The organism is Paenirhodobacter sp., assembly GCF_047600745.1.
Lineage (GTDB): Bacteria > Pseudomonadota > Alphaproteobacteria > Rhodobacterales > Rhodobacteraceae > Rhodobacter.
Genome location: NZ_JASGKI010000006.1, coordinates 164,473 through 188,939 on the forward strand (window position 1 = coordinate 164,473; position 24,467 = coordinate 188,939).

Here is a 24,467-nt window from a genome sequence, read left to right on the forward strand (position 1 = left end):
ATGCCCGCGCTCCTGTCGCTGAGGGGGATCACCCGGAGCTATGGCCCGGTCCGGGCCAATCGCGGCATCGACCTCGATGTCGCGCCGGGGTCGATCCACGCCATTCTGGGCGAAAACGGCGCGGGCAAATCCACCCTGATGAAGCTGATCTACGGCGTCGAAACCCCGGATGCGGGCGAGATGCTGTGGAACGGCGTGCCGATCCGCCCCGGCTCCCCGGCAGAGGCGCGCAAACTCGGCATCGGCATGGTGTTTCAGCACTTTTCGCTGTTCGAGACGCTGACCGTGACGGAGAACATCGCCCTGATCGTCCCCGGATCGCGGGCCGAGCTTGCCCGCCGGGTGCGTGCGATCGGCGCCGAATTCGGGCTGGAGGTCGATCCCGCCGCCCATGTTCATGCCCTTTCGGTGGGCGAGCGCCAGCGGGTGGAGATCATCCGCGCGCTGATGACGGACCCGAAACTGCTGATCCTCGACGAGCCTACCTCGGTGCTGCCGCCGCAATCGGTCACGCGGCTGTTCGAGACGCTGACCCGGCTGCGCGACCGGGGGGTGTCGATCCTGTTCATCTCGCACAAGCTCGATGAAATCCGCGCGATCTGCGACCGGGCGACGATCCTGCGCGACGGCAGCGTGACCGGCACGCTCGATCCGCGCGACCACGATGCCCATGACCTCGCGCGGCTGATGATCGGGCGCGACATGCCCGCGCCCCTGCCGAAGACCCCGCATCCGCCGGGGGAGGTGGTGCTCGAACTCGCGGGGCTGGACGTGACGCCTGACGATCCCTTTGCCGTGGCGCTGTCGCGGGTCAGCCTGTCGCTGCGTGCGGGCGAAATCCTCGGCATCGCCGGGATTTCCGGCAATGGGCAGGCAGAGCTCGCCCGCGCGATTTCGGGCGAAACCCCCGCCGCGCGCGACGAGGTGCGGATGTTCGGCCAGCCCGTGGGCACGCTGGACGCGGCGGCGCGGCGCGCGCTCGGCTTTGCCTTCGTGCCCGAGGAACGGCTGGGGCGCGGCGCGGTGCCGGAAATGTCGCTTGCGGACAACAGCCTGCTGACCGCGCACCGCAATCTTGTGCGCCACGGTCTGATCGACCGGCGCCGCGAGGCCGAATTCACCGCCCGCTGCATCGCCGATTACGACGTCCGCACCCCCGGCCCCGAGGCTGAAGCCGGGGCGCTTTCGGGCGGCAACCTGCAAAAATTCATCGTCGGGCGTGAAATCATGCTCGCCCCGCGCATCCTGTTCCTTGCACAGCCGACATGGGGCGTGGACATCGGCGCGGCGACGCAGATCCGCCACCGGCTGGTGGCGCTGCGCAATGCGGGCCTCGCGATCCTCGTCATCTCCGAGGAGGTCGAGGAACTGTTCGAGATCTGCGACCGGATTCAGGTGATCCACGCGGGCCACCTCTCGCCGCCGCGCGACGTGGCGGGGCTCAGGGTCGAGGATGTCGGCAAATACATGATCGGGGCGGAGGCGGAATGAGCTTCGGGTTTCACCTTGTGCGCCGCAGTGGCGCCTCGCGCCGGATGGCGGTGGCGGCGCCCTTCGCGGCGGTCGTGCTGGCGGTGGTGCTCAACCTCGGGCTTTACCGGGTGCTGGGCAAGGATCCGGGGGCGATCCTGAGCGCGATGCTGATCGAGCCGTTCTCCTCCCTCGCCGCGCTTTCGGAAGTGCTGCTGAAGATGACGCCGCTGCTGCTCATCGCGCAGGGGCTGGCGGTGGGGTTCCGCGCGCGGATCATCAACATCGGCGCGGAGGGGCAGTTCATCCTGGGCGCGATCTTCGCCTCGGCGATTCCGGTCTATCTGCCGCAGGCCGAAGGGCTCTGGGTCTGGCCCGCGATGATGCTGTTCGGCACACTCGGCGGGATGCTCTGGGCGGTGGTGCCCGCTTTCTGGCGCGCGCGGCTGAATGCGTCGGAAATCCTCGTCACGCTGATGATGAGCCTGATCGCGGTGCAGCTTCTCAGCTATCTGCTGGTCGGCCCGTGGAAGGATCCGATGGGGTTCAACTTTCCGCAGACCGTGATGTTTCCGATGGATGCGATGCTGCCGGTCCTGCCCGGAACCCGGCTGACGGTGGCGGTGCTGTTCGCGCTGGTGGTCTCGGCGGGGTGCTGGCTTTACATGCAGCACAGCTTTTCGGGCTATCGGCTGCTGGTCGGTGGCGCGGCCCCGGCGGCGGCGGGCTATGCGGGCTTTTCGCAGGGCCGCGCGGTGTGGATTTCGCTTCTGGTCGGCGGGGCGGCGGCGGGGCTTGCCGGGGCGGCCGAAGTCGCCGGGCCGCTTGGGCAGCTGCAACGCTCCATCGCGCAGGGCTACGGCTATGCCGCGATCATCGTCGCCTATCTGGGCGGGCTGAACCCGGTCGGCATCGTGTTTTCCGCGCTGGCGATCGCGGCGCTGTATATCGGCGGCGACAATGCCATGGTTTCGGCCGATCTGCCGGTGGCGGCGGTGCGGGTGTTTCAGGGTTCGCTGCTGGTGTTCTACCTCGCGGCGACGGTGCTGGTGCGTTACCGGATCGAACCCCGGCGGGAGGTCGCGGCATGAGCGGCCTTGCCTTCATCCTCGCCGGGATGCTCGCCGCGGCGACGCCCTTCCTGCTTGCCGCGCTTGGCGAGCTGGTGGCCGAACGGACCGGGGTGCTGAACCTCGGGATCGAGGGGATGATGGCGCTTGGCGCCGTCACCGCCTTCATCATCGTGTTTCAGGGCGGCGGCCACCCCATGGCCTTCGCGGTGGCGGCGCTGGTGTCGATGGGGCTCGCGCTCGTCTTCGGCTGGCTCGCGCTCAGCCTGCGGGCCAATCAGGTTGCGGCGGGGCTCGCCATCGGCATCCTCGGGCAGGGGCTCTCGGCCCTTTTCGGCAAGGATTACGAAAGCCGCACTATCGCCGGCCTGCCCCGGCTGTCGCTGCCCGGGCTGTCCGAAATCCCGCTGATCGGCGGGCTCTTCACGCAAGACATCGTGGTCTGGCTGACGCTCGGCCTTGCCCTGGCGATCTGGGCGGTGCTGCGGTTTTCCAGGGTCGGGCTGGTGATCCGCGCGGTGGGGGAAAACCCGCATGCGGCGCGCGCGCTCGGCTATCCGGTGATCGCGATCCGCTATGGCGCGGTGGCCTTCGGCGGCGCGATGGCGGGGCTGGCCGGGGCCTATGCGGCGACGGTCTACACCCCGCTTTGGGCCGATGGGATGATCGCCGGGCGCGGCTGGATCGCGCTGGCGCTGGTGGTCTTTGCGACATGGATGCCGGGGCGGCTGTTCTTCGGCGCGGTGCTGTTCGGGGCGCTGTCGCTGTCGCAGCTTGCGGCGCAGGCCGGGGGCGTGGCGATGAACTCGCAACTGCTCACCGCCTTGCCCTATGTGGTGACGATCCTGGTGCTGGGGCTGATTTCGTCGAACCGGCGCCTGCTGCGGATCAACGGCGTCGCCTCGCTGGGCGAGCCGTTCTAACCCCGCCCGCGATAGGGCGGCACGCCCTGATCCGGGATCCAGACGTTTTGCGGCGGCGCCCCGGTCTGCCAGAAGACATCAATCGGGATACCCCCGCGCGGATACCAGTAGCCGCCGATCCGCAGCCAGCGCGGGCTGAGGAAATCGACCAGCCGCCGGGCGATGGAGATCGTGCAATCCTCGTGAAACGCGCCGTGGTTGCGAAAGGCGCCGAGGAACAGCTTGAGCGATTTCGACTCGACCAGCCAGTCGCCCGGCACATAGTCGATCACCAGATGCGCGAAATCCGGCTGCCCCGTCATCGGGCAAAGCGAGGTGAACTCCGGCGCGGTGAAGCGGACGGTATAATCCACATCGGCCTGCGGGTTCGCCACCCGCTCCAGAACCGCCTCGCTGGGGTCCGTGGGCAGAACCGTCTTGCCGCCCAGTTGCGTCAGGTTCGCATAGATGTTTTCGGTCATCTCCGGTCCTTTCGTCAGACGCCGCGCTTGTTGCCCCAGATCAGGACATGAAGCTGCGGCAGGATGCGCGGGCGCAGCCAGCCCGCGCCGATGGTGCGATCGACCAGCCATTCGAGCCGCGCGGCAAGGGCATCGAGGCTGACGGGGGTATCGGGGTCGCTCTCCGGATTGCCGGGTTGCAGGCAGAGCGACAGCTCCGGATGGCGCGCGGCGGCGGTGCGGGCATAGTCCAGATCGGCATCGTCAAAGACGACGATCTTCATCACCCGCGGCGCATCCCCCGCGGCGGCAAGGCAGGCGTCGAACTTCGCCCAATCCGTCGTTTCGCCGCTCGACGGTGGCTTGGGCGAGAGCACCAGCATGTCGAGCGCGGCGAACCAGTCCCGCGCGACAGAACCCTGCGTCTCGCAGGCGAAACGATAACCCTTTGCCCGGCCCATCGCGATCAGCGGGGCGAAATCCTGAATCGCCGGATTGCCGCCCGACAGGGAGACCATCATCGGCTGTCCGCCCGACAGCGCCCCAAGCCGCGCCATCACCTCGGCGGGCTCCATCGGGGTCCAGTCCTGCCGGAACCGGCTGTCCACCGCATGCGGGCTGTCGCACCAGCTACAGCGGTAATCGCAGCCGCCTGCGCGCACGAAGAGCGTGGGTTCCCCGATCAGCGCGCCCTCGCCCTGAATCGTGGGGCCGAAGACCTCGGCGATGCGCAGGGTCATGGCCGGTACTCGGCCCAGGTCTTCGGCGTTTCCGATACTTTCACCGCCGTCACCTCGGGCCAGCGCGCCACGGCCCAGTCGTAGAAATACCGGGCGATATGTTCGGCGGTGGGGATGGGCAGGATGTCGTTCAGATGGCGGTGGTCGAACGCCGCGTCGATATGCGCCTTGAGTTCGGCCAGATCGTGGTAATCCCGCACGAAGCCATCCGGGCTCAGCGTTTCCGCCGCGAGTTCCACCACCACGATGTAATTATGCCCATGCAGCCGGTGGCATTGATGCGTGGCGGGCAGGTGGTCCAGCCGGTGCGAGGCGGAGAAGTGGAATTCCTTGCTGATCCGGAACATCACGCCGCCCCGTGTGCCGCAATCGCGTGGCGCCAGAAATCCGGATCGGCATAGGGGGTCGGGTCATCCACCCCGGCCAGCGCAAAGGCCTCACGCCGCTCGACGCAGGTGCCGCAGCGGCCGCAATGGATCTCCCCGCCCTTGTAGCACGACCAGGTTTGCGCGAACGGTGTGCCCGCCCGCGCCCCCGCCCGAACGATGTCGGCCTTCGTCTGCCGCACGAAGGGCACATGCAGCGCGACCGAGGCATAACCCTCCAGCGCCGCCGCCTGCATCGTGGCAAAGGCATCGGTGAAGCCGGGGCGGCAATCGGGATAGATGAAATGGTCGCCGCCATGCACCGCCGCCGCCACCGCATCATCGCCATTCGCCGCCGCGACGCCGAAAGCGATCGTGAGCATGATCGCGTTGCGGTTCGGCACGACGGTGATCCGCATCGTTTCCTCGGCATAATGGCCGTCGGGCACGTCGATGTCGCTGGTCAGCGCCGAACCCGTCAGCCCCGCGCCGATGCCGCGCATATCCATCAGGTGGAACGGCACCCCCAGCCGCGCGGCACAGGCACGGGCGAAGTCCAGCTCCTTGCGATGCCGCTGGCCATAGTCGAAGGAAACGATCCGTGACAGCGCGCCCTCGGCATGCAGCACATGCGCCAGTGACACGGAATCAAGCCCGCCGGAGCAGACCAATGTGGTTTTCATATTCTGAACCCTTGTTTTGATGACCGGGTAGGCTGCGACCGGTGTGGCGGTGGGATTAATGGCTCGGCCCCGGGATGGCAACCCCGAAAGACCTCAGCGGGGCAGGGCGAAGGCGTGGCCCTCGTGTGTCGCGACGGTCATCGGCAGGCCATAGATCGCCATCAGCGCGGTGGGGGTCATCATCTCTGCCATCGGCCCGTCGAGCAGCAGCCGCCCGGTGCCGAGCGCGACCACATGGTCGCAATAGCGCGCGGCCATGTTCAGGTCATGCAGCACGACGATGGCGGACAGCCCTTCGTCGCGGCACATGGTCTGGACGAGATCCAGCACCTCGACCTGATGCGCGACATCGAGCGCCGAAATCGGCTCGTCGAGCAGCAGCGTGCGCGCGCCCTGCGCCAGCATCATCGCGATCCAGCTACGCTGACGCTCGCCGCCCGACAGGGTATCGACCAGCCGGTGCCGCAGATGGGCGACGTGGCAGCGCGTGATGGCGGCATCAATGGCGGCGTGATCCTCGGCCCGCAGGCGGCCAAGCGCGCCGCGCCACGGGAAGCGGCCAAGCGCCACCAGTTCCTCGACCTGCATCCCCTCCGCAGGCGGCGTGACCTGCGGCAGATAGGCGAGGTCGCGCGCCAGATCGCGCGGCGACCACGCGGCCAGATCGCGCCCGCCATAGGTGATCCGCCCCGCAGATGGCCGGTTCTGCCCCGAAATCAGCTTCAGCAGCGTTGATTTCCCCGACCCGTTGCGCCCGATCAGCGCGGTGACCCGGCCCGGATGGATCGTCAGGTCCAAGGGCTCGATCAACCGGCGGCCCGGCACGTCATAAGTGACGCCCGACAGGGTGAACAGCGTCATGCGGAAGTCCTTTTCATCAGCAGGATGAACAGCCACGGCGCCCCGATCAGCGTGGCGAAAAGGCCGAGCGGCAGGTCATAGGGGTAGCTGGCCGTGCGCGCGCCGAAGGCGGCGATGAGCATCAGCAGCGCCCCCATCAGCCAGCTTCCCACGCAGAACGGCACGGCGCGCGCAAGGCCCACCGCGCGCGCCAGATGCGGCGCCATCAGGCCGACGAAGCTGACCGGGCCGATCAGCATCGTCGCCGCGCCGGTGGCGAGCCCCGCAAGCAGGATCAGCCCCAGCCGGATGCGGGTCAGCGGCAGGCCAAGGGCGCGGCCGACCTCGGCGCCGAGGGGCAGGATCTCCAGCCAGCGCGCGGCACAGATCAGCGCGGCGAGCAACCCCACCGCCAGCGCGGCGAGTGCTGCGGCGCCGGGGGCGGAGACCTGCGCCGCGCTGCCCGCGAGCCAGCCGAGGATCACCCAGGCGCGGCGGTCGTCCGACGCCATGATCGCGCCCAGCACCGCCGAAGCCAGCGCTCCGATCGCCAGCCCCGCCAGCAACAGCCGCGCCGGGGCAAGGTCCGCCCGCATCGCGAACCCCGCCAGCGCCGCGAGCGCGAGCGCTCCCCCCGCCGAGGTGCCGAGCGCGAGTGCCACCGGTCCCGCGCCGTCGAGCACCAACACCGTCACGGCATAGCCGAGCGAGGCGCCCCCGGTCACGCCCAGAACCTCGGGCGCGGCCATCGGGTTCGCGGTCAGCCGTTGCAGCACCGCCCCCGCGCCCGCCAGCAGCGCCCCGGCGGAAGCCGCAGCCAGCAGCGACGTGGCGCGCAGCGGCAGGAAGGTCGCGCGCAATTCGGGCGCGATGAAGCCCCAGCCCTCCGGCCCGCGCCCGCCGAACAGCGTCAGCCCCGCGATCACCGCACAGGCCGCCGCCAGCATCGCCAGCAGCCGGGCCGGGTGGGGGGCGCGATGGCCGCGACGGTCCCCGGCCTCGGTCCGCTGCGGCACCTGCGCCTTCATCCGGGGCAGCAGCCACAGCAGCAAAGGCCCGCCGATCAGCCCGGTCAGCGCGCCGGTGGGCAGGTTCGGCCCGCCCGCCGCCGCGAGCGCGAGCAGCCCCCCATCCGCCAGCGACAACAGCAGCGCCCCCGCGACAGGCGCCAGCATCAGCCGCTGCAACAGCGTCCGCGCGCCCAGGCTGCGGGCGATGGCGGGGGCGGCAAGGCCGATGAAGCCGACCAGCCCGACCTCCGCCGAAACCATCGCCGAAAGCCCCACCGCCAGCGTGAGCGCCGCGAACCGCACCCGCGCCGGCCGCAGGCCCAGGCCGACCTCGGCCCCGAGCGACAGCACCATCAGCGGCCGGGCCAGCGCCGCCGCCAGAACCAGCGCGGGCAGCAGCACCGCCGCCAGATGACGGCAGCCCGACCAGTCCACCTGATCCAGGGCGCCGCCGTTCCACATGATCAGCGACAGCAGGTAATGCCCCTGCGCCAGTGTCAGCGCCGTCGCCACCGCCGAGGCCATCAGCCCGACCAGCATCCCCGCGATCGTCACCGTCACCGGCGCGAAGCCGCGCCGCGCGCCAAGCGCCATGACCAGCACCGTCGCCGCCCCGGCCCCGCTCAGCGCCACGATCAGGTTGCCGCCAATCAGCCAGCCGGGCGCAAAGACCGTCGCCGCGACAATCGCCAGTTGCGCGCCCGAAGCGGTGCCGAGCGTCGTCGGATCGGCCAGCGGATTGCGCAGCACCGCCTGCATCAGCGCCCCCGCAAGGCCAAGCGCCGCCCCCGCCAGAAGCGCGATCACGCCGCGCGGCATCAGCCCATAGGCCAGCAGGATTTGCGGCACCGTCATATCGTCCACCCGCCAGGGCAGGGCGGGCCAGTCCAGCGGCAGCGCGGCCACGGCCCAGAGCGCCAGCGCGACGCAGGCGGCAAGGATCAGGCGGATCATCCCCGGCCCTCCAGCGCGGCCACGAGCGTCTGGCCGAAGCACAGCGCCGAGGGTAGCCCCGCGAAAGGCCGCAATTCGGGCAGGCGGTGGACCCGGCCCCCGCGCACCGGCGGCAGGCTGTTCCACAGCGCCGCCGTCTCCAGCCCGCGCGCGACCTGTGGAGGAATGTCGCCGACGATCACCAGCCGCGCCTCGGGGAAGCCGGCCAGCGTCTCCAGCGGCACCGGCGCGGCAAAGGCGAAGCGGGTGCGCGTGGTCCAGGCGTTGCGCAGGCCCATCGCCTCCAGCGTGCCGTTGAACAGGCTGTCGGTGCCGAACACCCGGATATGGCGGGCATCGCCCAGCTCGAACAGCAGGAAATCGCGGGTGGCGAAGGGCGCGGCACGGCTGGCCAGCGCGGCGAATTCCGCCCGGGCGGCATCCTGCGCCCGCGCGCCCGCCGCCGGATCGCCCAGCCGGTCGGCGAGGTCCGGGAGCAGCGCCATGACCTTGGGGAAGGCGGGCTCTCCGGGCACATATAGCGCGCGGGAAAACACCGGGGCGATCCGTTCCAGACGCGGCTGAACCGCGCTGTAATAGCTCGACGACAGGATCAGGTCCGGGGCGACAAGGCTCAGCGCCTCAAGGTTCGGGGCGCCGCGCAGGCCAAGGTCCACGGTCCCGGGCGGCGGCCCCGCCAGCGCCGCCGCGTTGAAGGCGATCAGTTCCGCCACGGCGGCGGGCGGATGGCCAAGCGCCATCGCTGTTTCCGCCATCGCCCAATCCACCGCCGCCAGCCGCAGGCTACTGCCCGCGAATGCGGGCAGCGCGAGGGTGCACAGAACGGCGCGGCGGGTCAGCATCACCATTTATAGGTCAGGCTTGCCTGCACGGTGCGCCCGTCGCCGTAATAGGCGGAGTTCAGGCCGACGGCGGAAATATACGTCTCATCCGTCAGATTGTTGACGGTGATCCGCCCGAGGAGACCGTTCTCCCATGCGTAGCTCGCGCCCAGATCCAGGAGCGTGACCGCTTCCAGCTTCTGGGTATTCGCGTCCGACGACCAGCGCGAGCCGATATAGCGCACGCCGCCGCCCAGCGTCAGCCCGTTCTGCAATTCGTGCGAGAGCCACAGGCTCGCGGCATTGCGCGGGGTATTGGCCAGTTCGTTGCCGTCGTTGTTGCCCGAAAGTTTGGTCCAGGAATAGGTGTAGGCACCCTTGACCGACCAGCCCGGCGCAACCTCCGCCACGCCTTCGAGTTCCAGCCCGCGGATCTGCGCCTTGCCGATCTGGCGCACGCCCTGGATCGGCTCGCCATTCATGACCTTGGTCACGTTGGTGTTGCGGTCAGTCTCGCGCAGGTCATAGAGCGCGGCGGTGAACAGGCCGTTGAACGCGGTGGGTTCGTATTTCGCCCCGATCTCCCATTGCTTGCCATGGGTGGGCTTCAGCGCATGGCCGTCGATGTCGAAACCGGGTTGCGGCAGGTAGGAGGTCGAATAGGACGCATAGGTCGAAACGCCATTGTCCCACAGATAGCCAAGGCCCAGATGGCCGGTCAGCTGCTGATCGTCGCGGTCAAAGCTGCTGTTGCCGAAGTTGGTGGCCTTCTGGCCGGTCTGATGCGTCCATTCGTAGCGCAGCCCCGCCGTCGCGCGCCAGTTGCCCCAGGCGATTTCGTCCAGCGCATAAAGGCCGACCTGCGAGGCATCGACCGACTTGTTCGCGGTATACCCCGGCGCCGGAATGGTCAGCCCGCCGCGCCGGGGCGCGGTGTAGTCGATCGGCGTGATGGTGGAAAAGCCGGTATGGGCGCGCTCGCGCAGCTTTTGGGCATCGAGGCCGAAGGTCAGGTCATGCGTCATCGCGCCGGAGGTGACGCTGCCCGCCAGCCGCAGATCGGTGGCGATGGCGCGGAAATTCTCGCGCTGGACGATGACGCCGCGCCCGACCGACATGCCGGTCGCCGCGCCGAGATAGACGCCATCATAATCCCAATCGAAATCGGTGTAGCGCAGCGTGTTGTTCAGCCGCCAGCCATTGCCGAAATCATGCGTCAGGCCAAAGCTGAGCGTGGCCATCCGGCGGTCGCTGTCGTTGATCGAGCGGTCGCCGAAGTAGAATTCGCGCAGGTCGCGGGCATTGACCTTGCCCACCAGATCGCTGGGCACGCCGGTGGGCGAGATCGGCGCATCGTCGTGATAGCTGGCCATGAATTCGAGTTCGGTCAACTCGCTCAGCGCATAGCTGGCCGAGAGGCCGAGGTAGCCGCGCTTGTTGTCGATTTCCTCGACATCGGTCTTGGTGTTGCCGCCCTTGGCGGTGATCCGGTAGGCGAAACGGTCATCGACCACCCGGTTCGCATCGCCATAGACCGAGGCCGAGCCCTTGTTATCAAGGCTGAAGCCCAGTTCGCTGAAATCGCGGTCGGCCTGCGCGCGCTTTTGCACCATGTTCACGAGGCCCGCGGGCGTGCCCGCGCCATAGAGCACCGAGGCCGGGCCGCGCAGCACCTCGACCCGCTCCAGCCCGTAGAGTTCAAAGGCCGGGGCGCTGGTCGGGAATTCGGTCGAGCGCATCAGCCGCAGCCCGTCGAGGAACTTGTCGTTCTCAAGGTTGAAGCCGCGCAGAAACAGGCTGTCGAAGCGCGGATCGGCGCCGTAGTTTTCGGTGATGATCCCGGCGGTATAGCCAAGCGCCTCGGACAGGTTCGTCGCGCCCTGTTCGTCCATCTGCGCGCGCGGGATGACCGAGACGGAGGATTGCGTTTCGAGGATCGGCCGACTGGTCTTGGTGGTGGCCGAGGAATGCGCGACCGTGCCGGTGAGCGGCGCGGTGGGGTTCTGCGTGCCTTCGACGGTGATGGTGTCGAGCACCACCGCGCCGACGAAGGTCTGACGCGGGTCGGTCTGCTCCTGTGCAAAGGCGCCGGTCGCCGCGACGGCAAGCAGGCTGACACCGGCAAGAAGCGGGGCTTTGGGGGTCTGGGTCATGGGTCTGTCCGCGAATGTGATTTTCCGAGCCATTAGCTCGGGTATTAACGATTGTCTTGAACCGTTCCGCCCGGATTTGTTCCAGACACCTGCCTGCGCCAGACAGAGGGCGGCATACCATGGGCGGCGCGGAAGGCACGCGACAGATGCGCCTGATCGGCAAATCCGGTGGCATAGGCGACATCGGCGAGCGCGCGCGTCGGATCCTCCAGCATCGCGCGCGCGGCCTCCAGCCGGACCCGGGCCTGCCAGCGCTGCGGCGTTTCGCTGCGCAACTGCTTGAACGCATAGGCAAAGCGGCTTTCCGAAAGCCCGGCCACCCGGGCGAGTTCCGCCACCGGCACATGCCGGGTCAGGTTCGCACGCAGATAGCCCTCCACCGCCGCGAACCGTTCCTGCGCCAGCGCCCCCGTGGGCGGGGCCGGTTGCGGCGGCGGGGCGAAGATCTCGGCCAGCGTGGCGGTGAACAGCGCGTCGATCAGCATATCCCCCCGGCGCGGCGCGCGCACCTCGTCCGCGGCCATCTGCGCGAGCCCGGTCAGGGTCGGGCAGGGGCCGAGCAGCCGGGGCCGGGACAGGTCGGGCCGCAGGTTCGCCGCCGCCAGCCGCTGCCGCAGGCCCCCGCTTTGCAGGTGAAAATCCAGATGGGTCTTTTCGTGCCCGGCCTCGATCCGGCTCCACAGCGGCACGCCCTCGGGGACATATAGCGCCTGAATGCCGCGATGCTCCGTCCGGTCCGCCCCCGTGCGCAGCGCCAGCGGCGGGGAGGTATCGCCCAGAAAGATCACGATACGCGGATCCGGCGCGATGTAGAACCCGCCGCCGTTCCGCTCGCCGCGCACCGACCAGACATCGGCGATCGCGCCCGCAAAGCGGCGGAAACTGAGCGGCGCCAGCGTGCGCAGGCCGTGAATGCGCGTCTCCATCCGAGGGCGGAATTCTGGGTGGGGAGACATGACGGGCTCGCGTTTCCGGGGAATCGGGCGGGTCTCAATTCCTGACAGAAATGCTATATTTTTGCAAGCCGTCTTGCCCCCGGCTATGCCGCCGGGTCGATGGGCGCGGCGCTGCGGAACGCGTCGAGCCCGTTGCAATGCTCGCGCACCTGACGGATGCGGGGCATGTCCTGCAATGAAACGCCCCAGCGGTCGGCGTTGTAGACCTGTGGGATCAGCACGCAATCCGCGAGGGTCGGGCCGTCGCCATGGCAGAACCGGCCCGTGAACCCCGGATGGTCCAGCATCCGTTCGACCGCCGTAAGCCCCTCGGCGATGTTGTCCCGGTTCCAGCGCGCCCGGGCCTGCGCCCCGGCCAGCGCCTCGACCCGGTGCAGCACCGACAGGTTCGACACCGGGTGGATGTCGCACGCCACGGTGAGCGCGATGGCGCGCACCCGCGCCCGGTCGCCCGGGCTTTCGGGCAAGAGCGGGCAGGCAGGGCGGGTTTCGTCCAGATAGCCGATGATCGCGAGCGACTGGCTCAGCACCAGCCCGTCGATCCGCAGCACCGGCACCCGCCCCATCGGGTTCAGCGCCAGATGCCCCGCCGTCCGGTGCTCCCCCGCCGTCAGGTCGACCGGAATCCGGCGATAGGCGATCCGCTTCAGCGCCAGCGCGATCCGCACCCGATAGGCGGCGGAGGAGCGCCAGTAGTCATACAGAACCACGCCTTCCATCGCGCTCATGCCTTCGCGGGCAGGATGCGCCCGGTGCAGGGGCCAAAGCCGATCCGGTAGCCCTCGCCCCGCGCCTCGGCGAAAAGGGCGATCTCGTCGCCATCCTCGATGAAGGTGCGCGGCGCGCCATTCACCATGACCGGGGCCTTGCCGTTTTCCGTCATCTCCAGCAGCGCGCCGGTCTGATCGCGCGCGGGGCCGGAGATGGTGCCGCTCCCCAACAGGTCGCCCACCCGCATCGGACAGCCCGATTCCGTGTGATGCGCCAGTTGCTGCGCCGAGGAATAATACATCACGTTGTAATTCGTGCGCGCCATCGGCTGGCCGTTCATGCTCCAGCCCACGGTCAGGTCGAAGAAGCCCGGGCGTTCCTCGTGCAGATAGGGGAGCAGCGGGTTGCTGCGCGGGGCGCCTGCGCAGCGGAACGGTTCCAGCGCCGCGACGGTGACGATCCACGGGCTGATCGTGGTGCCGAGCGCCTTTGACTGGAACGGCCCCAGCGGCTGATATTCCCAGGCCTGCACGTCGCGCGCCGACCAGTCGTTCAGCAGGACATAGCCGAAGATCATCGCCTCGGCGTCCTCGACGCTGAGGCGCGTGCCCATCGGGCTGTCGGCGCCGACGATGGCGCCCAGTTCCAGTTCGAGGTCGAGCCGCCCGCTCGGCGCCCAGACCGGGCCATCGGGGCCGCGCACCTGCCCCATCGGGCGGGTGATCGCGGTGCCCGACACCACCACCGAGGAGGCCCGGCCGTTATAGCCGATGGGCATATGCGTCCATTGCGGAGGCAGCGCGTTTTCCGGCCCGCGAAACAGCATGCCCACGTTGAAGGCATGGCTGCGCGAGGCATAGAAATCCGTGAATTCCGTGACCCGGATCGGCAGATACATTCGCGCCTGCGCCAGCGGCAAGAGGGGCAGCTCACCCGTCGCCCCTTCGGCCAGCAGCGCGGTCAGCGCGGCGCGGATCCGTCCCCATTCGGCCCGGCCCCGCGCGATGAAGCCGTTCAGCCGCGGCTCGGCGAAGGTGCCGCCCGCATCCAGAAGTCCCCGCGCCTCGCGCGCGGCATATTCGGTCAGGTGCTGGGGGAAGCGGGTCTCGAACATGAAGCTCATCGTCTCGTCGAACTTTTCGGGCTTCAGCGCGCCGGAGGTGGCATGTTCAAAGGCGTCGCGGTCCGGCCCATGCGGCAGCACGAAGTCGATGTTCGCCGTCCTCTCCTGCCCCGAAGGCGCGGTCAGCACGGTGAAGATCGACGGATCCGGATGGTCGAACAGGATCGCCCCCACCGGCGAATAGGTCCGCAGGTCGTATTTGCACGGGCAGTAATTGCCGTGCCAGGAGACGACATCGAGCGGGCTGTGCCCGATCCAGGTCTCATGAAACCGGCCGCACCATTTGATCACCACGCGCGAACGCCTCGCGGTCCTCCGGCGGCATCAGGGACAGGATTTCCACGGCACGGCCTGACACCTCGGCAAAGACCTGCTGGAACAGCGCGCGCCCGGCCTCGGTCGGCAGCCTGCGGTCCGAACTCAGGATGGCGCGGTCGATCAGGCCCTTTTCCTCCAACCGGCTAGCGGCGCGGCTGACCTGCACCTTGTCGAGCGATGTGCGCTGCGCCTCAGGGCTTTGCGTCAGCCCCAGATCCTGCGCAGCAGCAGTGACCGGGCCCGCACGCATCACCGCTTCGGAGGCCAGCAGCAGGCTGAAAGTCGGAAGAAAGCGCCTTTGCCGCAACATTCATCCCGTGCATGGAATGACGGGGGTTATCCATTTTTCCGCGCAGTTTGAAAGCGGCAATTTATGAGCCGACAGCATCGGCATAGCCGGACAGGGCATGGGGGCTGCCAAGCCCGCAATCGCGGCAATGCGCGCGGGACAACCTTCCGGTCATCCCGCGCGGTGGCGTTATTCGGGCGCTTGCACGAGGATCTTTACATGGGATTTCTCGGCGACCAGCGCCTCGAAACCCTCGGTCACGATGTCGTCCAGCGCGATCCGCTTCGTCACCAGCTTTTCGGCGCTGAAATAGCCCTGCGCCATCAGCTCCATCACCGCCGGGTAGACGTTGCGATAGGCGATGGTGCCCTTCAGCTCCCGCTCCTTGAGGACGACGGTGTTCGGCTGGAAGGACGCCTCGCGTTCCCAGATCGAGACGATCAGCACCTGGCCTTCGTGCCGGGTCGCGTCGATGCATTGTGGCAGCACCTGCGGAACGCCGGTCACCTCGAAGCTGACATGGACGCCGCCGGTGCGCTCGCGGATTGCGGCAGCGGCATCGTTGGCCATGGGGTCGATGGCCGAGGTCGCGCCGAGGTCCAGCGCCTTCTGGCGCCGGATCTCGGAAGGCTCGACCACATGGATCTGGGCCGCACCCGCGACGCGCAGCGCCTCGACCACCAGAAGCCCGATGGGGCCGGCGCCGAAGACGGCCGCCGTGTCGCCGGCCTTGATCTTCGAGAGCCGCACGGCATGGAGCGCCACGGCGGCGGGTTCGACCAGCGCGCCCTGTTCCATCGACAGGCCCTCGGCCATCTTGTGGACCATGTAGGAGGGCACCACCGCATAGGCCGCGAAGCCGCCATGTCCGCCCGAAAGGCCGACGAAGCCCAGCTTTTCGCAGAGGTTGTATTTCCCCTCGCGGCAGGCGGCGCATTCCCCGCAGGCGAAGATCGGCTCGATCGCCACGCGGTCGCCAACGGCCACGTTGCTGACACCCTCGCCCAGTTCCGTCACCGTGCCGCAGAATTCGTGGCCCATGGTGATCGGCGCCTGATCGTGGCTCAGCGGGTGGTCCTGACCCACCGGCACGAAGATCGGCCCGGCCAGGTATTCATGCAGGTCGCTGCCGCAGATGCCGGTCCAGGCAACCTTGATCTTGACCTCTCCGGGGCCGGTCTGCGGTTCGGGGACGTCCTCGACACGAATATCCCTCGCGGCGTACCAACGGGCTGCTTTCATCTGTCTTGCTCCTTCTGGATAGGGTGGCGCGCCCGGCCGGGGTCCGGCCGGGCGTCAAGGTGTCACGATAGGTGATACACCTCCTGCAAGCCATAGACGGGCGTGTCGAGCCCCTCCATCCGTGCCTTGAGTTGCAGCGCGAGATAGAGCGAATAGTGCCGCGACTGGTGCAGGTTGCCGCCGTGGAACCACAGGTTTTCCTGCTGCGTCGGCTTCCACATGTTGCGCTGCTCGCCCTCCCACGGCCCCGGATCCTTGGTCGTGGCGGAGCCGAGGCCCCAGACCTTGCCCACCTTGTCGGCCACCTCCTGGCTGATCAGGTCGGCGGCCCAGCCGTTCATCGAGCCGAAGCCCGTCGCCAGCACCACCAGATCGGCGGGCAGGCGGGTGCCGTCGCTCAGGACCACGGCGTCTTCCTCGAAATGGTCGGGCTGGCCCTGCACGAGCTTCACTTCGCCGTCGATGATGAGCTGGCTCGCGCCCACGTCGATGTAATAGCCCGAACCGCGGCGCAGGTATTTCATGAACAGGCCCGAGCCGTCATCGCCCCAGTCCAGCTTGAACCCCGCCTTCTCCAGCCCGGCATAGAACTCCGCGTCGCGTTCGCGCATCTTGTCGTAAAGCGGGATCTGGAATTCGTGCATGATCCGGTAGGGCAGGGAGGCGAAGATCATGTCCGCCTTCTCCGTCGTCACGCCATTCGCCAGCGCCTCTTCGGAGTATAGCGCGCCAAGGCCGATTTCCATCAGGCTGTCCGAACGCACAATATGGGTCGAGGACCGCTGCACCATGGTCACGTCCGCATCCGCCTCCCACAGTGCCGCGCAGATGTCATGGGCGGAGTTGTTGGAGCCGATGACGACGACCCTTTTGCCGGTCCATTCATCCGGCCCCTGATGCTGCGAGGAGTGCTGGATCACGCCCTTGAAATTCTCCATCCCGGGGAGTTTCGGCATGTTCGGCTTGCCCGACATGCCGGTGGCGAGCACAAGCTGCGTCGGGTGCAGGGTGACCTTCTCGCCATCGCGGTTCACCTCCACGGTCCAGCGGTCCCCGTCGAAGCTGGCCTTGGTCACCTCGGAGCGGGTCCAGTAGTTCAGCTCCATCACCTTGGTATACATCTCCAGCCAGTCGCCCACCTTGTCCTTGGGCGTGAAGACCGGCCAGTTGTCGGGGAATTTGATATAGGGCAGGTGGTCATACCAGATCGGGTCATGCAGGCAGAGCGACTTGTAACGGCTGCGCCACTGGTCGCCGGGCCGGTCGTGCTTGTCGAGGATGATGGTCGGCACGCCCAACTGCCGCAGCCGCGCGCCAAGGGCGATGCCGCCCTGTCCGCCGCCGACGATCACCGTATAGGGCTGGGTGTCGTAGCCCAGCGATGCGGCCTCGGCCTCGCGCTTTTCCTTCCAGGTGACGCGGTTCTTTTTCGCGCCATGTTCCGCGCCCATCGGGCGGCGCTTGCCCCGGTTTTCCTCGAAGCCCTTCAGTTCCTGAAGCGCGGTGAGCAGGGTCCAGATCCGGTCCTCCTTCAGCCGCATCAGGCCCCAGCCCCGGCCCGCGCCGGTTTCAAACGTGACCCAGGCGGTGATGACGCCGCCCTCCTCGGCGGGCACCTCGCCGGGCTGAAGCCGGAAGTTGCCGGGCCGGGTCTGTGCCAGTTGATGGCTCAGCATGTCCGCCACGCCGGCGGGGCCTTCGACCGTCTTCAGGTTCCAGGTGACGGCGACCAGATCGCGCCAGTAGCTGTCCGCCGCAAAAAGCCGGGCCGCCCCCGCCACATCGCCCGCCGCCAGTGCGCCGTTGAGATCGTCCAGCACCGCCTGCGTGCGGTCCGTGACTGTTGAATCGAGCATCGCGTTTCTCCTCCTCCGCGTTGTTCTGGGGGGGAGTATCGCGGGGGGCGGCGGCCCCGATCCACCGCTCCGTGCCCCTTGGTGCGGGAAAATCGCCCGCCGCGGCGCGGCATGTTGCGGGGTGCAACCGATCAGCCTGGCGGCTGCAACCCGGCCTGCCGCATCCGGCGCAGGATGGTGGAGCGGTTCACCCCCAGGCGGCGCGCGGCCCGGGCCATGTTCCAGCCGCAGGCGTCCAGCACCTGTTCCAGCGTCTCGCCCGGTTCCTCCGCCCGGCGGTCCACCGGCGGCGGCAGGTCCGGCGCGTCGATCACCCGGCCCTCGCACAGCGCGATGGCGACATCCAGCACCTGTTCCAACTCCCGCAGGTTCCCCGGCCAGTGCCGCCCCAAGAGCACCGCGCGGGCCGAAGGCGACAGGCGCATGTCTTCCGTCGTGCGGCGGCGCAGGGTCTGTTCCAGCAGCCAGCCGATATCCTGCCGCTGGCGCAGCGGCGGCAGGTCCAGCACCGCCCCGGCCAGCCGGTGAAACAGCGGGCGCGGCAGGTCCGGCGTGCCGCAGGTGGTGGAAATCGCGCGCAGCCCGTCATGCTGGTCCAGAACCCCCACCAGCAGCGCGGCGGTCTCCGCAGGCAGATCCTCGATCCGGCGCAGGAGAAGCGTCGTGCGCCCCGCAACATCGCGGCAGGCATCGCGCAGCGCCGCGACCGTCAGCCCGGCGCAGTCCAGCGCGACGAACCCGCCCGCGCCGCTCGCCATATGGATCGCGCGGGCGAGCCGGGTCTTGCCCGTCCCGGTCTCGCCGTGGATCAGCAGCGGCACGGAGCCGGGCGCCAGCCGCGCGGCCTGCGTCAGCACCCGCGCCATCGCCGGATCGCCCCCGGTCAGCCCGGCCAGCGGCCCGCCCTGCCGGTCCCGGCGCAAGGTGGTCCGGGGCGCCTGCGGGGCGATGGCATGGCCGAAGAGCGCGCCGCCGTCGCGCATCGCGATGATCCTCTCCTCGGTCGGGCGGTCGCGCATCAGGTCGGGCAGGTCGTCCACGGTCAGACCCAGCACCTCGTCGATGCGCCGCCCGATCACCGCGCCCTCGGGAAACAGCCGCCGCGCGCCACGGGTATAGCCCAGCACCCGCCCGGCATCGTCCAGCCGCACGGCGGCTTCGGGATCGACATCGAGGAACTCCGGGCTCGACGACAGCCGCAGCACCCAGTTGCGCCGACTTTCGGCCATCAGGTTCGCCATCTCCACCCGCCGGGCGGCATTGGTCACAAGGCTCATGGCGAGGTTCTGGCTCCGCTTCGGCGCGGGCGAACGCAGCAGCGATATGTCCAGCACCGCCGCCAGTTCCCCCAGACTGTCGAAGATCGGCGCGGCGGTGCAGCTCAGCGTGACATGCGCATTGCCGAAATGGTCGTCCTGATGCACCGTCACCGGCTCCTGCGTGACGATGCAGGCGCCGACGCCGCAGGTGCCCGCCAGATCCTCCGACCAGTTCGAGCCGAGCGAAAGCCCCGCCGCCCGCAGATCGTCCACAAGATCGTCGCCGAAGAAATCGACGCAGACCCCCTTCGCATCGGTCAGCAGCAGCACATAGCTCTGCCCCGCCACCTGCCGGAACAGGCTTTGCAGGCTGGACCGCGCCGCCCCGATCATCCATTCCACCTGCTTGCGGTGGTCGCGCAACTCGCTCTGCGTCACGATATGGGCCGGGTCGCGGCGGAGCGGATCCATGCCGTAAACCTCGACGCAGCGGCGCCAGGACGCGGCGACGAACCCGTCCCGCCCGGTCTGGCCGCCCTCCACCACCCGCGCGATTTCCTCGATATGCTGCCGATCGCCCATGCCGCTGTCCTCCCCCGTGGCGAGCCTAGCACGGGGAACGCCCCGGCACAGGCCGGCGTTTGGTCGTAGGCGGGGGTCCGTCGCGCGTTCCGTTTCTGCGCGAAGCATGCTATCCGGGGCGACAGTCTGTTGCCGAGTGCCGTCATGTCCGAACATATTTTCCGGGATCTGCCGCTGTTCGCGGGTCTGAGCGCCGCGCATCTGGATGCCGTCCGGGTGGGGATGATGCCGGTGGTGCTTGCGCCGGGCGAGGGGCTGTTCGCGCAGGGCGCCCCGGCCAAACGGTTCTTCGTGCTGGCCGAGGGGCGGCTGAAGGTCACGCAGGTGACCGAGGACGGCCGCCAGATCATCGTGCGCATCGTCCATCCCGGCGAGATCTGCGGCTTTGCCCCCGCGCTGAACCGCGACACCTATCCCGGCAGCGCCGAGGCGATGGTGCCGTCGCGGCTCTATGGCTGGCCGTCTTCGCGGTGGGAGGCGGTGATGGGGGCGGCGCCCTCGCTGACCTTTTCGGCGATGCGCGCGATCGGGCGCAAGCTCGACGAGGCCCACACCCGCCTGCGCGAGGCCTCTACCACCGAGGCGGGCCAGCGCATCGCCAGCGTGCTTTTGCGCATCGCCCGCGAAACCGGCGAGGAAACCGCGGGCACGATCCAGATCCCCTTCCCGCTGACCCGGCAGGACGTGGCGGATCTGAGCGGCAACACCCTGCACACCGTGTCGCGGATCATGGCGGCATGGGAGGGGCGCGGCATCCTGGTGCGGGCGCGGCGGCGCGTGATCATCGCCGACCTGCCCGCCTTCGAGGCGATCGCCGCCGGAACGTGATCCGACAACGTGATCCGACATTGCGCTGGCGCAACGTCGGGTTAAGTGTTTCGGCCATAGACCTGCGATGGTCTGTCTATTCAAGGAGACTCAAGATGAAACTTCCGCTGGCGCTGATGGCTGTCGCCCTGTGCCTGGCCGGTCCGGCCCTTGCCGCCGACCACGAGGTGAAGATGCTGAACAAGGGCGCGGCGGGGGCGATGGTCTTTGAACCCGCCTTCGTCACCGCCGAGGTGGGCGATACCGTGACCTTCGTGCCCACCGACAAGGGCCATGACGTGATGTCCCTGCCCGGCATGCTGCCCGAGGGCGTGGAGGCTTTCGAGTCGAAGCTGAACGAAACCTATGTGCTGAAAGTGGAAACCCCCGGCCTTTACGGCGTGAAGTGCAAGCCGCACCTGCCGATGGGCATGGTCGCGGTGATTCAGGTGGGGGGCGATGCCTCGAACTACGACGCGCTGGCCACCGGCAAGCTGCCGAAGAAGGCGCGCGAGCGTCTGGACGCGGAACTGGCCAAGGTCAGCCGCTGATCGCATCGCCGCGCCTGCGGGGGTCCATTTCCGTGCGCGGGGACGCTATCTGCCCGCGCGCGGGGATCCGGGGTATGCGTTGAACTCGATCGGGTCCGTAAGCCCCTCGTCCCCGCGCGGGGATACGGAGACCGTTACCACCGGCGGCCCCGCGCGCGGGGATATGGAGGGCCCGCCCGAACCGCCGTTCGCGCGTGCGGGACGTGGAGGCGCTTTGGCCCACGCGTAGGGATCTGGTTGCCACGGGATGGGTGAAATAGTTCTCGCCCGACCGCCCCGAGTGGGGATCTGGGGGGCTATGGCCCCGGGTTCAGGACATGAAGTCCCAGCCCTCCCGCGTGCGGGGATCTTGGGGAGGGGTACCGTTTGACGTTGAACGGTGGCCGCCAGCCCTCTGTGGGCGGGGGCTAAGGGGCAGGCAGGTTGATAGGGGTTTGGCATGTGCGCCCCCATGCGTGGGGAAGACCGGGCGAGGCGGAATTCCTCGCGACTCTGGCCACATCTGCCCTTGATGCACGGGGATAGGCTCCCAGGAAGCGAGGATATGACCAACGGCGTTGAGGTTCCTCCGCACACGCGGGGGGGACGCAGGGGCCCGCCTGACATCAGAGATTAGCCGTGCCCCGGTTCCTTCGCACGCGCGGGGACGCAGGTGCAAAAGCCAGACCGGCCAGATGTTGGGCTTCTCCCGCGCGGGGATTCGGAGTGGCGACGGCATTCGATGACGCGCAGGGGCAGATCACCCGGCAGCTGCGGACGTCGAGCGAGCCAGCTGCAAGTGCGTCATCGCGAAATCCTGACGCAACCGGACACGCCGGACATAGCGCACCCGCGCGGATTTTCGATCCGACGACGACATCACCCGCGCGCTGGCCGAATTCCGGGAACAGGCCGATTTTGAACTGCCCGATGGGCGGCGGGTTTCTCCCGCGCGCGGGGATCGGGGGCTCGACCTGGGCGGCACAAGCGCTTCTCCGCCGTGCGCGGGGATCGGAGGTTCGTCGCTCGGTGCAGGGCGATCGGCCATCGGCTCGCGCTCCTCTCCGGGGCGCAGGAATCGGAGGCGCCCGCAGCTTTGGCACAGGCGGTCGTCTCCGCATACGGAGAAGGAGTGGTTTAGGCCCCCACCCGCGTCGATCGTCTCCGCACACGGGGAAGGCGGCACGTCGAACGGGTGTTTCTCTGCCTCGGGCCCCTATGCGCAGGGCTTGGGGCACCCCGCCCGGCTCCCGGATGGCTCCGGTTGCCCGCGTGGGGCGGCTGCATTCGCACGCCATGCTGCGGCATGGTCTGATGACATCCTGCCCCCGTCCCCGGGGGCCATGAGAGAGGAAATGTGATGACGCCTTCCGAACCCCGCCCGGCCGGGGGTATCCCGCGCGGATTGGCGCGCACGGGGCCGGTGTTGTTTTCCTATGGGTTCCGCCCGTTCTTTCTGGGCGGCGGGATCTGGGCCGTGATGGCGATGGCGCTGTGGGTTGCGTTCCTGTCGGGCTTTGGCACGCCGGGGGGCGCGTATGGCGCGCTGCCCTGGCACATGCACGAGATGCTGTTCGGCTTCGGCTCGGCGGTACTGTCGGGCTTCCTGATGACGGCGGTGCCGAACTGGACCGGGCGGATGCCGTTGTCCGGCCCGCCGCTGCTGGCGCTGGCGGGGCTGTGGCTGGCGGGGCGGGTGGCCTTCACCTGGCCGGTCATGGGCCTGTGGCCCGGCGTGGTGCTTGAGGCGCTGTTCCTGCCGGTGATGGCGGTGGTTTTCCTGACCGAAATCGTCGCGGGGCGCAAATGGCGCGACCTGAAGGTGGTGGGCGCGGTCGCGGTTCTGGCGGCGGCCAATCTGGGGTTTCATGCGGCGGTGCTGTGGCAGGGCGATCCCCGGCTCGCGGCGCGGCTGGCGGTTGCGGCCTATATCGTGCTGATCCTGATCATCGGCGGGCGGATTACGCCCAGTTTCACCCGCAACTGGCTGAACCGGCAGGGGAAAACGCCGCTGCCGGTGCCGTTCGGGCGCTATGACGCGGTGACGGTGGGGGTTTCCGCCGGGGTGCTGGCCCTATGGGTTCTGTGGCCCGAAAGCCGGGTGACGGGTGTGGGCGCGCTCCTTGCCGGGGGGATGAACCTCGTGCGGCTCGCGCGTTGGCGCGGCTGGCAGACCTGGGCAGAGCCGCTGGTTCTCGCGCTGCATGGCGGCTATCTGATGCTGTGCCTCGGGTTTCTGGCGGTGGGGCTGGGGCTCAGCGAAGCGGGGGCGCTCCATGTCTTTGCCGTGGGCGCGATCGGCGGCGAGATGCTGGCGGTGATGACGCGCGCGACGCGGGGCCATACCGGGCGGGCGCTGGCGGCCTCGGGGCTGACGGTGCTCAGCTATCTGGCGCTGGTGGCGGCGGCGCTGCTTCGCCCGGCGGCGGAGATCGGGGCCTATGGGCCGCTGGTGGCGGCGTCCGGTGCGGCGTGGATGCTGGCCTTCGGGCTGTTCCTGTGGGAACACGCGCCCTGGCTTCTGACCAAGCGGCGCGATCTGCGGGGCGGTTAGCCCCGCATCCGCGAGATGTCCCACGGCGGATCCCATGTCAGGCGCACATCGACCGCCCCCACCCCGGGCACCGCGCGCAGCGTTTCGCGCACGCCCTCGGCCAGCATCGCGGTGAGCGGGCAGCCCCGGGTGGTGGTGGTCATCACCACCGCCACCGCATCGCCCGCGACCTCGATCCCGTAGATCAGCCCCATCGCGGGCAGGCTCAGCCCGGTTTCCGGGTCGCTCACCCGCTCCAGCGCGGCGTCAACCCGGGCGCGCAGCGTGTCATCCATGGCGCACCAGCAGGCGATAGCCTGTTCCGTCCGCGTCATGGTTGCCCGCCCATTGGTGGCCGCGCTCCTTCAGTTGCGGGAACAGGAACACCGGCTCGCGGTCGAGCAGCGCGAACAGCACGCCGCCCGGTTCCAGCGTTTCGGTCGTGGCGAGGATGCGCATCATCGGCTGCGGCGGCTCCAGCCCGGTCAGGTCGAGCGTCACCGAGGGCGCGGCCCAGCCCGCGGCCTCCATCGCGCTGCCGTCGGACAGGCGCTGTTCGGGGATGTGGAAATCCACCTGCCAGTCGGGCGCGCCGAGCGCGGTTTCCTCCCAGGCGAAGCCGCGCCGCTCCATCACGCGAAACAGCGGAACCGGGCGGAACGGCGCCAGAATGCGCAGCACCTGCCCCTCGGCCAGCGCATCGGCGGCGGAAATGATCGCGGCGAAGGGTTCCTCGCCCCCGGCGATGATCGGGCGGACATCAAGGGTGACAATTTCGGGCATCGGAGGTCT

Annotated in this window: 23 protein-coding genes; 6 read left to right on the forward strand and 17 right to left on the reverse strand. The window is 68.8% G+C overall.

Features of this window, described 5'->3' with window-relative positions:
- The 3 genes from QM789_RS19920 to QM789_RS19930 are packed head-to-tail and all read left to right on the forward strand — an operon-like array spanning window position 1 to window position 3,463.
- Complete coding sequence (locus tag QM789_RS19920; protein ID WP_420353587.1) at window positions 1-1,491, forward strand: ABC transporter ATP-binding protein; 1,491 nt, start codon at window positions 1-3, stop codon at window positions 1,489-1,491.
- Window positions 1,488-2,561 carry an ABC transporter permease gene (locus tag QM789_RS19925; RefSeq protein ID WP_420353588.1) on the forward strand — a complete coding sequence of 358 codons (1,074 nt, stop codon included), beginning with the start codon at window positions 1,488-1,490 and terminating at the stop codon, window positions 2,559-2,561. The genes QM789_RS19920 and QM789_RS19925 overlap by 4 nt, the downstream gene beginning before the upstream one ends.
- The gene (locus tag QM789_RS19930) at window positions 2,558-3,463 is read left to right on the forward strand and encodes an ABC transporter permease (RefSeq protein ID WP_420353589.1); all 906 of its coding nucleotides are present in this window, start codon (window positions 2,558-2,560) and stop codon (window positions 3,461-3,463) included. Before QM789_RS19925 ends, QM789_RS19930 begins: the two co-directional genes overlap by 4 nt.
- Here QM789_RS19930 and queF read toward each other — a convergent pair.
- The 15 genes from queF to QM789_RS20005 form a co-directional block, all read right to left on the reverse strand.
- Window positions 3,460-3,924, reverse strand: coding sequence for a preQ(1) synthase (queF, locus tag QM789_RS19935; protein WP_420353590.1), 465 nt, complete (start codon window positions 3,922-3,924; stop codon window positions 3,460-3,462). The two genes, QM789_RS19930 and queF, sit on opposite strands and share 4 nt — an antisense overlap.
- A 14-nt stretch (window positions 3,925-3,938) precedes the next feature.
- Window positions 3,939-4,643 (reverse strand): 7-carboxy-7-deazaguanine synthase QueE, encoded by a 705-nt coding sequence (gene queE, locus QM789_RS19940; protein ID WP_420353591.1) that lies wholly within the window; start codon window positions 4,641-4,643, stop codon window positions 3,939-3,941.
- The gene (queD, locus tag QM789_RS19945) at window positions 4,640-4,990 is read right to left on the reverse strand and encodes a 6-carboxytetrahydropterin synthase QueD (protein ID WP_420353592.1); all 351 of its coding nucleotides are present in this window, start codon (window positions 4,988-4,990) and stop codon (window positions 4,640-4,642) included. The genes queE and queD overlap by 4 nt, the downstream gene beginning before the upstream one ends.
- A complete protein-coding gene (gene queC, locus QM789_RS19950) occupies window positions 4,990-5,691 on the reverse strand; it encodes a 7-cyano-7-deazaguanine synthase QueC (RefSeq protein ID WP_420353593.1) in 702 nt (233 codons plus the stop codon). The genes queD and queC overlap by 1 nt, the downstream gene beginning before the upstream one ends.
- Window positions 5,692-5,784: 93 nt before the next feature.
- Window positions 5,785-6,552 carry an ABC transporter ATP-binding protein gene (locus QM789_RS19955; protein ID WP_420353594.1) on the reverse strand — a complete coding sequence of 256 codons (768 nt, stop codon included), beginning with the start codon at window positions 6,550-6,552 and terminating at the stop codon, window positions 5,785-5,787.
- Entirely contained in the window at window positions 6,549-8,495 is a 1,947-nt protein-coding gene (gene fhuB, locus QM789_RS19960) for a Fe(3+)-hydroxamate ABC transporter permease FhuB (protein ID WP_420353595.1), read from the reverse strand. Before fhuB ends, QM789_RS19955 begins: the two co-directional genes overlap by 4 nt.
- Window positions 8,492-9,343: an ABC transporter substrate-binding protein gene (locus QM789_RS19965; protein ID WP_420353596.1), complete on the reverse strand. Its 852-nt coding sequence runs from the start codon at window positions 9,341-9,343 to the stop codon at window positions 8,492-8,494. The genes fhuB and QM789_RS19965 overlap by 4 nt, the downstream gene beginning before the upstream one ends.
- The gene (locus QM789_RS19970) at window positions 9,337-11,469 is read right to left on the reverse strand and encodes a TonB-dependent siderophore receptor (RefSeq protein ID WP_420353597.1); all 2,133 of its coding nucleotides are present in this window, start codon (window positions 11,467-11,469) and stop codon (window positions 9,337-9,339) included. The genes QM789_RS19965 and QM789_RS19970 overlap by 7 nt, the downstream gene beginning before the upstream one ends.
- A gap of 44 nt (window positions 11,470-11,513) precedes the next feature.
- Window positions 11,514-12,395, reverse strand: a complete 882-nt coding sequence (locus QM789_RS19975) for a helix-turn-helix domain-containing protein (RefSeq protein WP_420353598.1) — start codon at window positions 12,393-12,395, stop codon at window positions 11,514-11,516.
- A 113-nt stretch (window positions 12,396-12,508) separates the two neighbouring features.
- A complete protein-coding gene (gene maiA / locus QM789_RS19980; RefSeq protein WP_420353599.1) occupies window positions 12,509-13,153 on the reverse strand; it encodes a maleylacetoacetate isomerase in 645 nt (214 codons plus the stop codon).
- Window positions 13,150-14,553 (reverse strand): fumarylacetoacetase, encoded by a 1,404-nt coding sequence (gene fahA / locus QM789_RS19985; protein WP_420353600.1) that lies wholly within the window; start codon window positions 14,551-14,553, stop codon window positions 13,150-13,152. Before fahA ends, maiA begins: the two co-directional genes overlap by 4 nt.
- The gene (locus QM789_RS19990) at window positions 14,522-14,827 is read right to left on the reverse strand and encodes a MarR family winged helix-turn-helix transcriptional regulator (RefSeq protein WP_420353601.1); all 306 of its coding nucleotides are present in this window, start codon (window positions 14,825-14,827) and stop codon (window positions 14,522-14,524) included. Before QM789_RS19990 ends, fahA begins: the two co-directional genes overlap by 32 nt.
- A gap of 228 nt (window positions 14,828-15,055) precedes the next feature.
- Window positions 15,056-16,108: a 2,3-butanediol dehydrogenase gene (locus QM789_RS19995; protein WP_420353602.1), complete on the reverse strand. Its 1,053-nt coding sequence runs from the start codon at window positions 16,106-16,108 to the stop codon at window positions 15,056-15,058.
- A gap of 62 nt (window positions 16,109-16,170) precedes the next feature.
- A complete protein-coding gene (locus QM789_RS20000; protein WP_420353603.1) occupies window positions 16,171-17,964 on the reverse strand; it encodes an NAD(P)/FAD-dependent oxidoreductase in 1,794 nt (597 codons plus the stop codon).
- Window positions 17,965-18,095: 131 nt separating this feature from the next.
- Window positions 18,096-19,805: a sigma-54-dependent Fis family transcriptional regulator gene (locus QM789_RS20005; protein ID WP_420353604.1), complete on the reverse strand. Its 1,710-nt coding sequence runs from the start codon at window positions 19,803-19,805 to the stop codon at window positions 18,096-18,098.
- Between the two features lie 144 nt (window positions 19,806-19,949).
- Between QM789_RS20005 and QM789_RS20010 the strand changes: the two genes are divergently transcribed.
- From QM789_RS20010 to QM789_RS20020, 3 genes are all read left to right on the forward strand, one after another.
- The gene (locus QM789_RS20010; protein ID WP_420353605.1) at window positions 19,950-20,633 is read left to right on the forward strand and encodes a Crp/Fnr family transcriptional regulator; all 684 of its coding nucleotides are present in this window, start codon (window positions 19,950-19,952) and stop codon (window positions 20,631-20,633) included.
- Window positions 20,634-20,728: 95 nt separating this feature from the next.
- Complete coding sequence (locus QM789_RS20015; protein WP_420353606.1) at window positions 20,729-21,163, forward strand: pseudoazurin; 435 nt, start codon at window positions 20,729-20,731, stop codon at window positions 21,161-21,163.
- Window positions 21,164-22,502: 1,339 nt separating this feature from the next.
- Window positions 22,503-23,696 carry an NnrS family protein gene (locus QM789_RS20020; protein ID WP_420353607.1) on the forward strand — a complete coding sequence of 398 codons (1,194 nt, stop codon included), beginning with the start codon at window positions 22,503-22,505 and terminating at the stop codon, window positions 23,694-23,696.
- Here the strand turns inward: QM789_RS20020 and QM789_RS20025 are convergent.
- Window positions 23,693-23,971 (reverse strand): metal-sulfur cluster assembly factor, encoded by a 279-nt coding sequence (locus tag QM789_RS20025; RefSeq protein WP_420353608.1) that lies wholly within the window; start codon window positions 23,969-23,971, stop codon window positions 23,693-23,695. The two genes, QM789_RS20020 and QM789_RS20025, sit on opposite strands and share 4 nt — an antisense overlap.
- Window positions 23,964-24,458 (reverse strand): DUF2249 domain-containing protein, encoded by a 495-nt coding sequence (locus QM789_RS20030; RefSeq protein ID WP_420353609.1) that lies wholly within the window; start codon window positions 24,456-24,458, stop codon window positions 23,964-23,966. Before QM789_RS20030 ends, QM789_RS20025 begins: the two co-directional genes overlap by 8 nt.
- Window positions 24,459-24,467 lie beyond the last annotated feature (9 nt).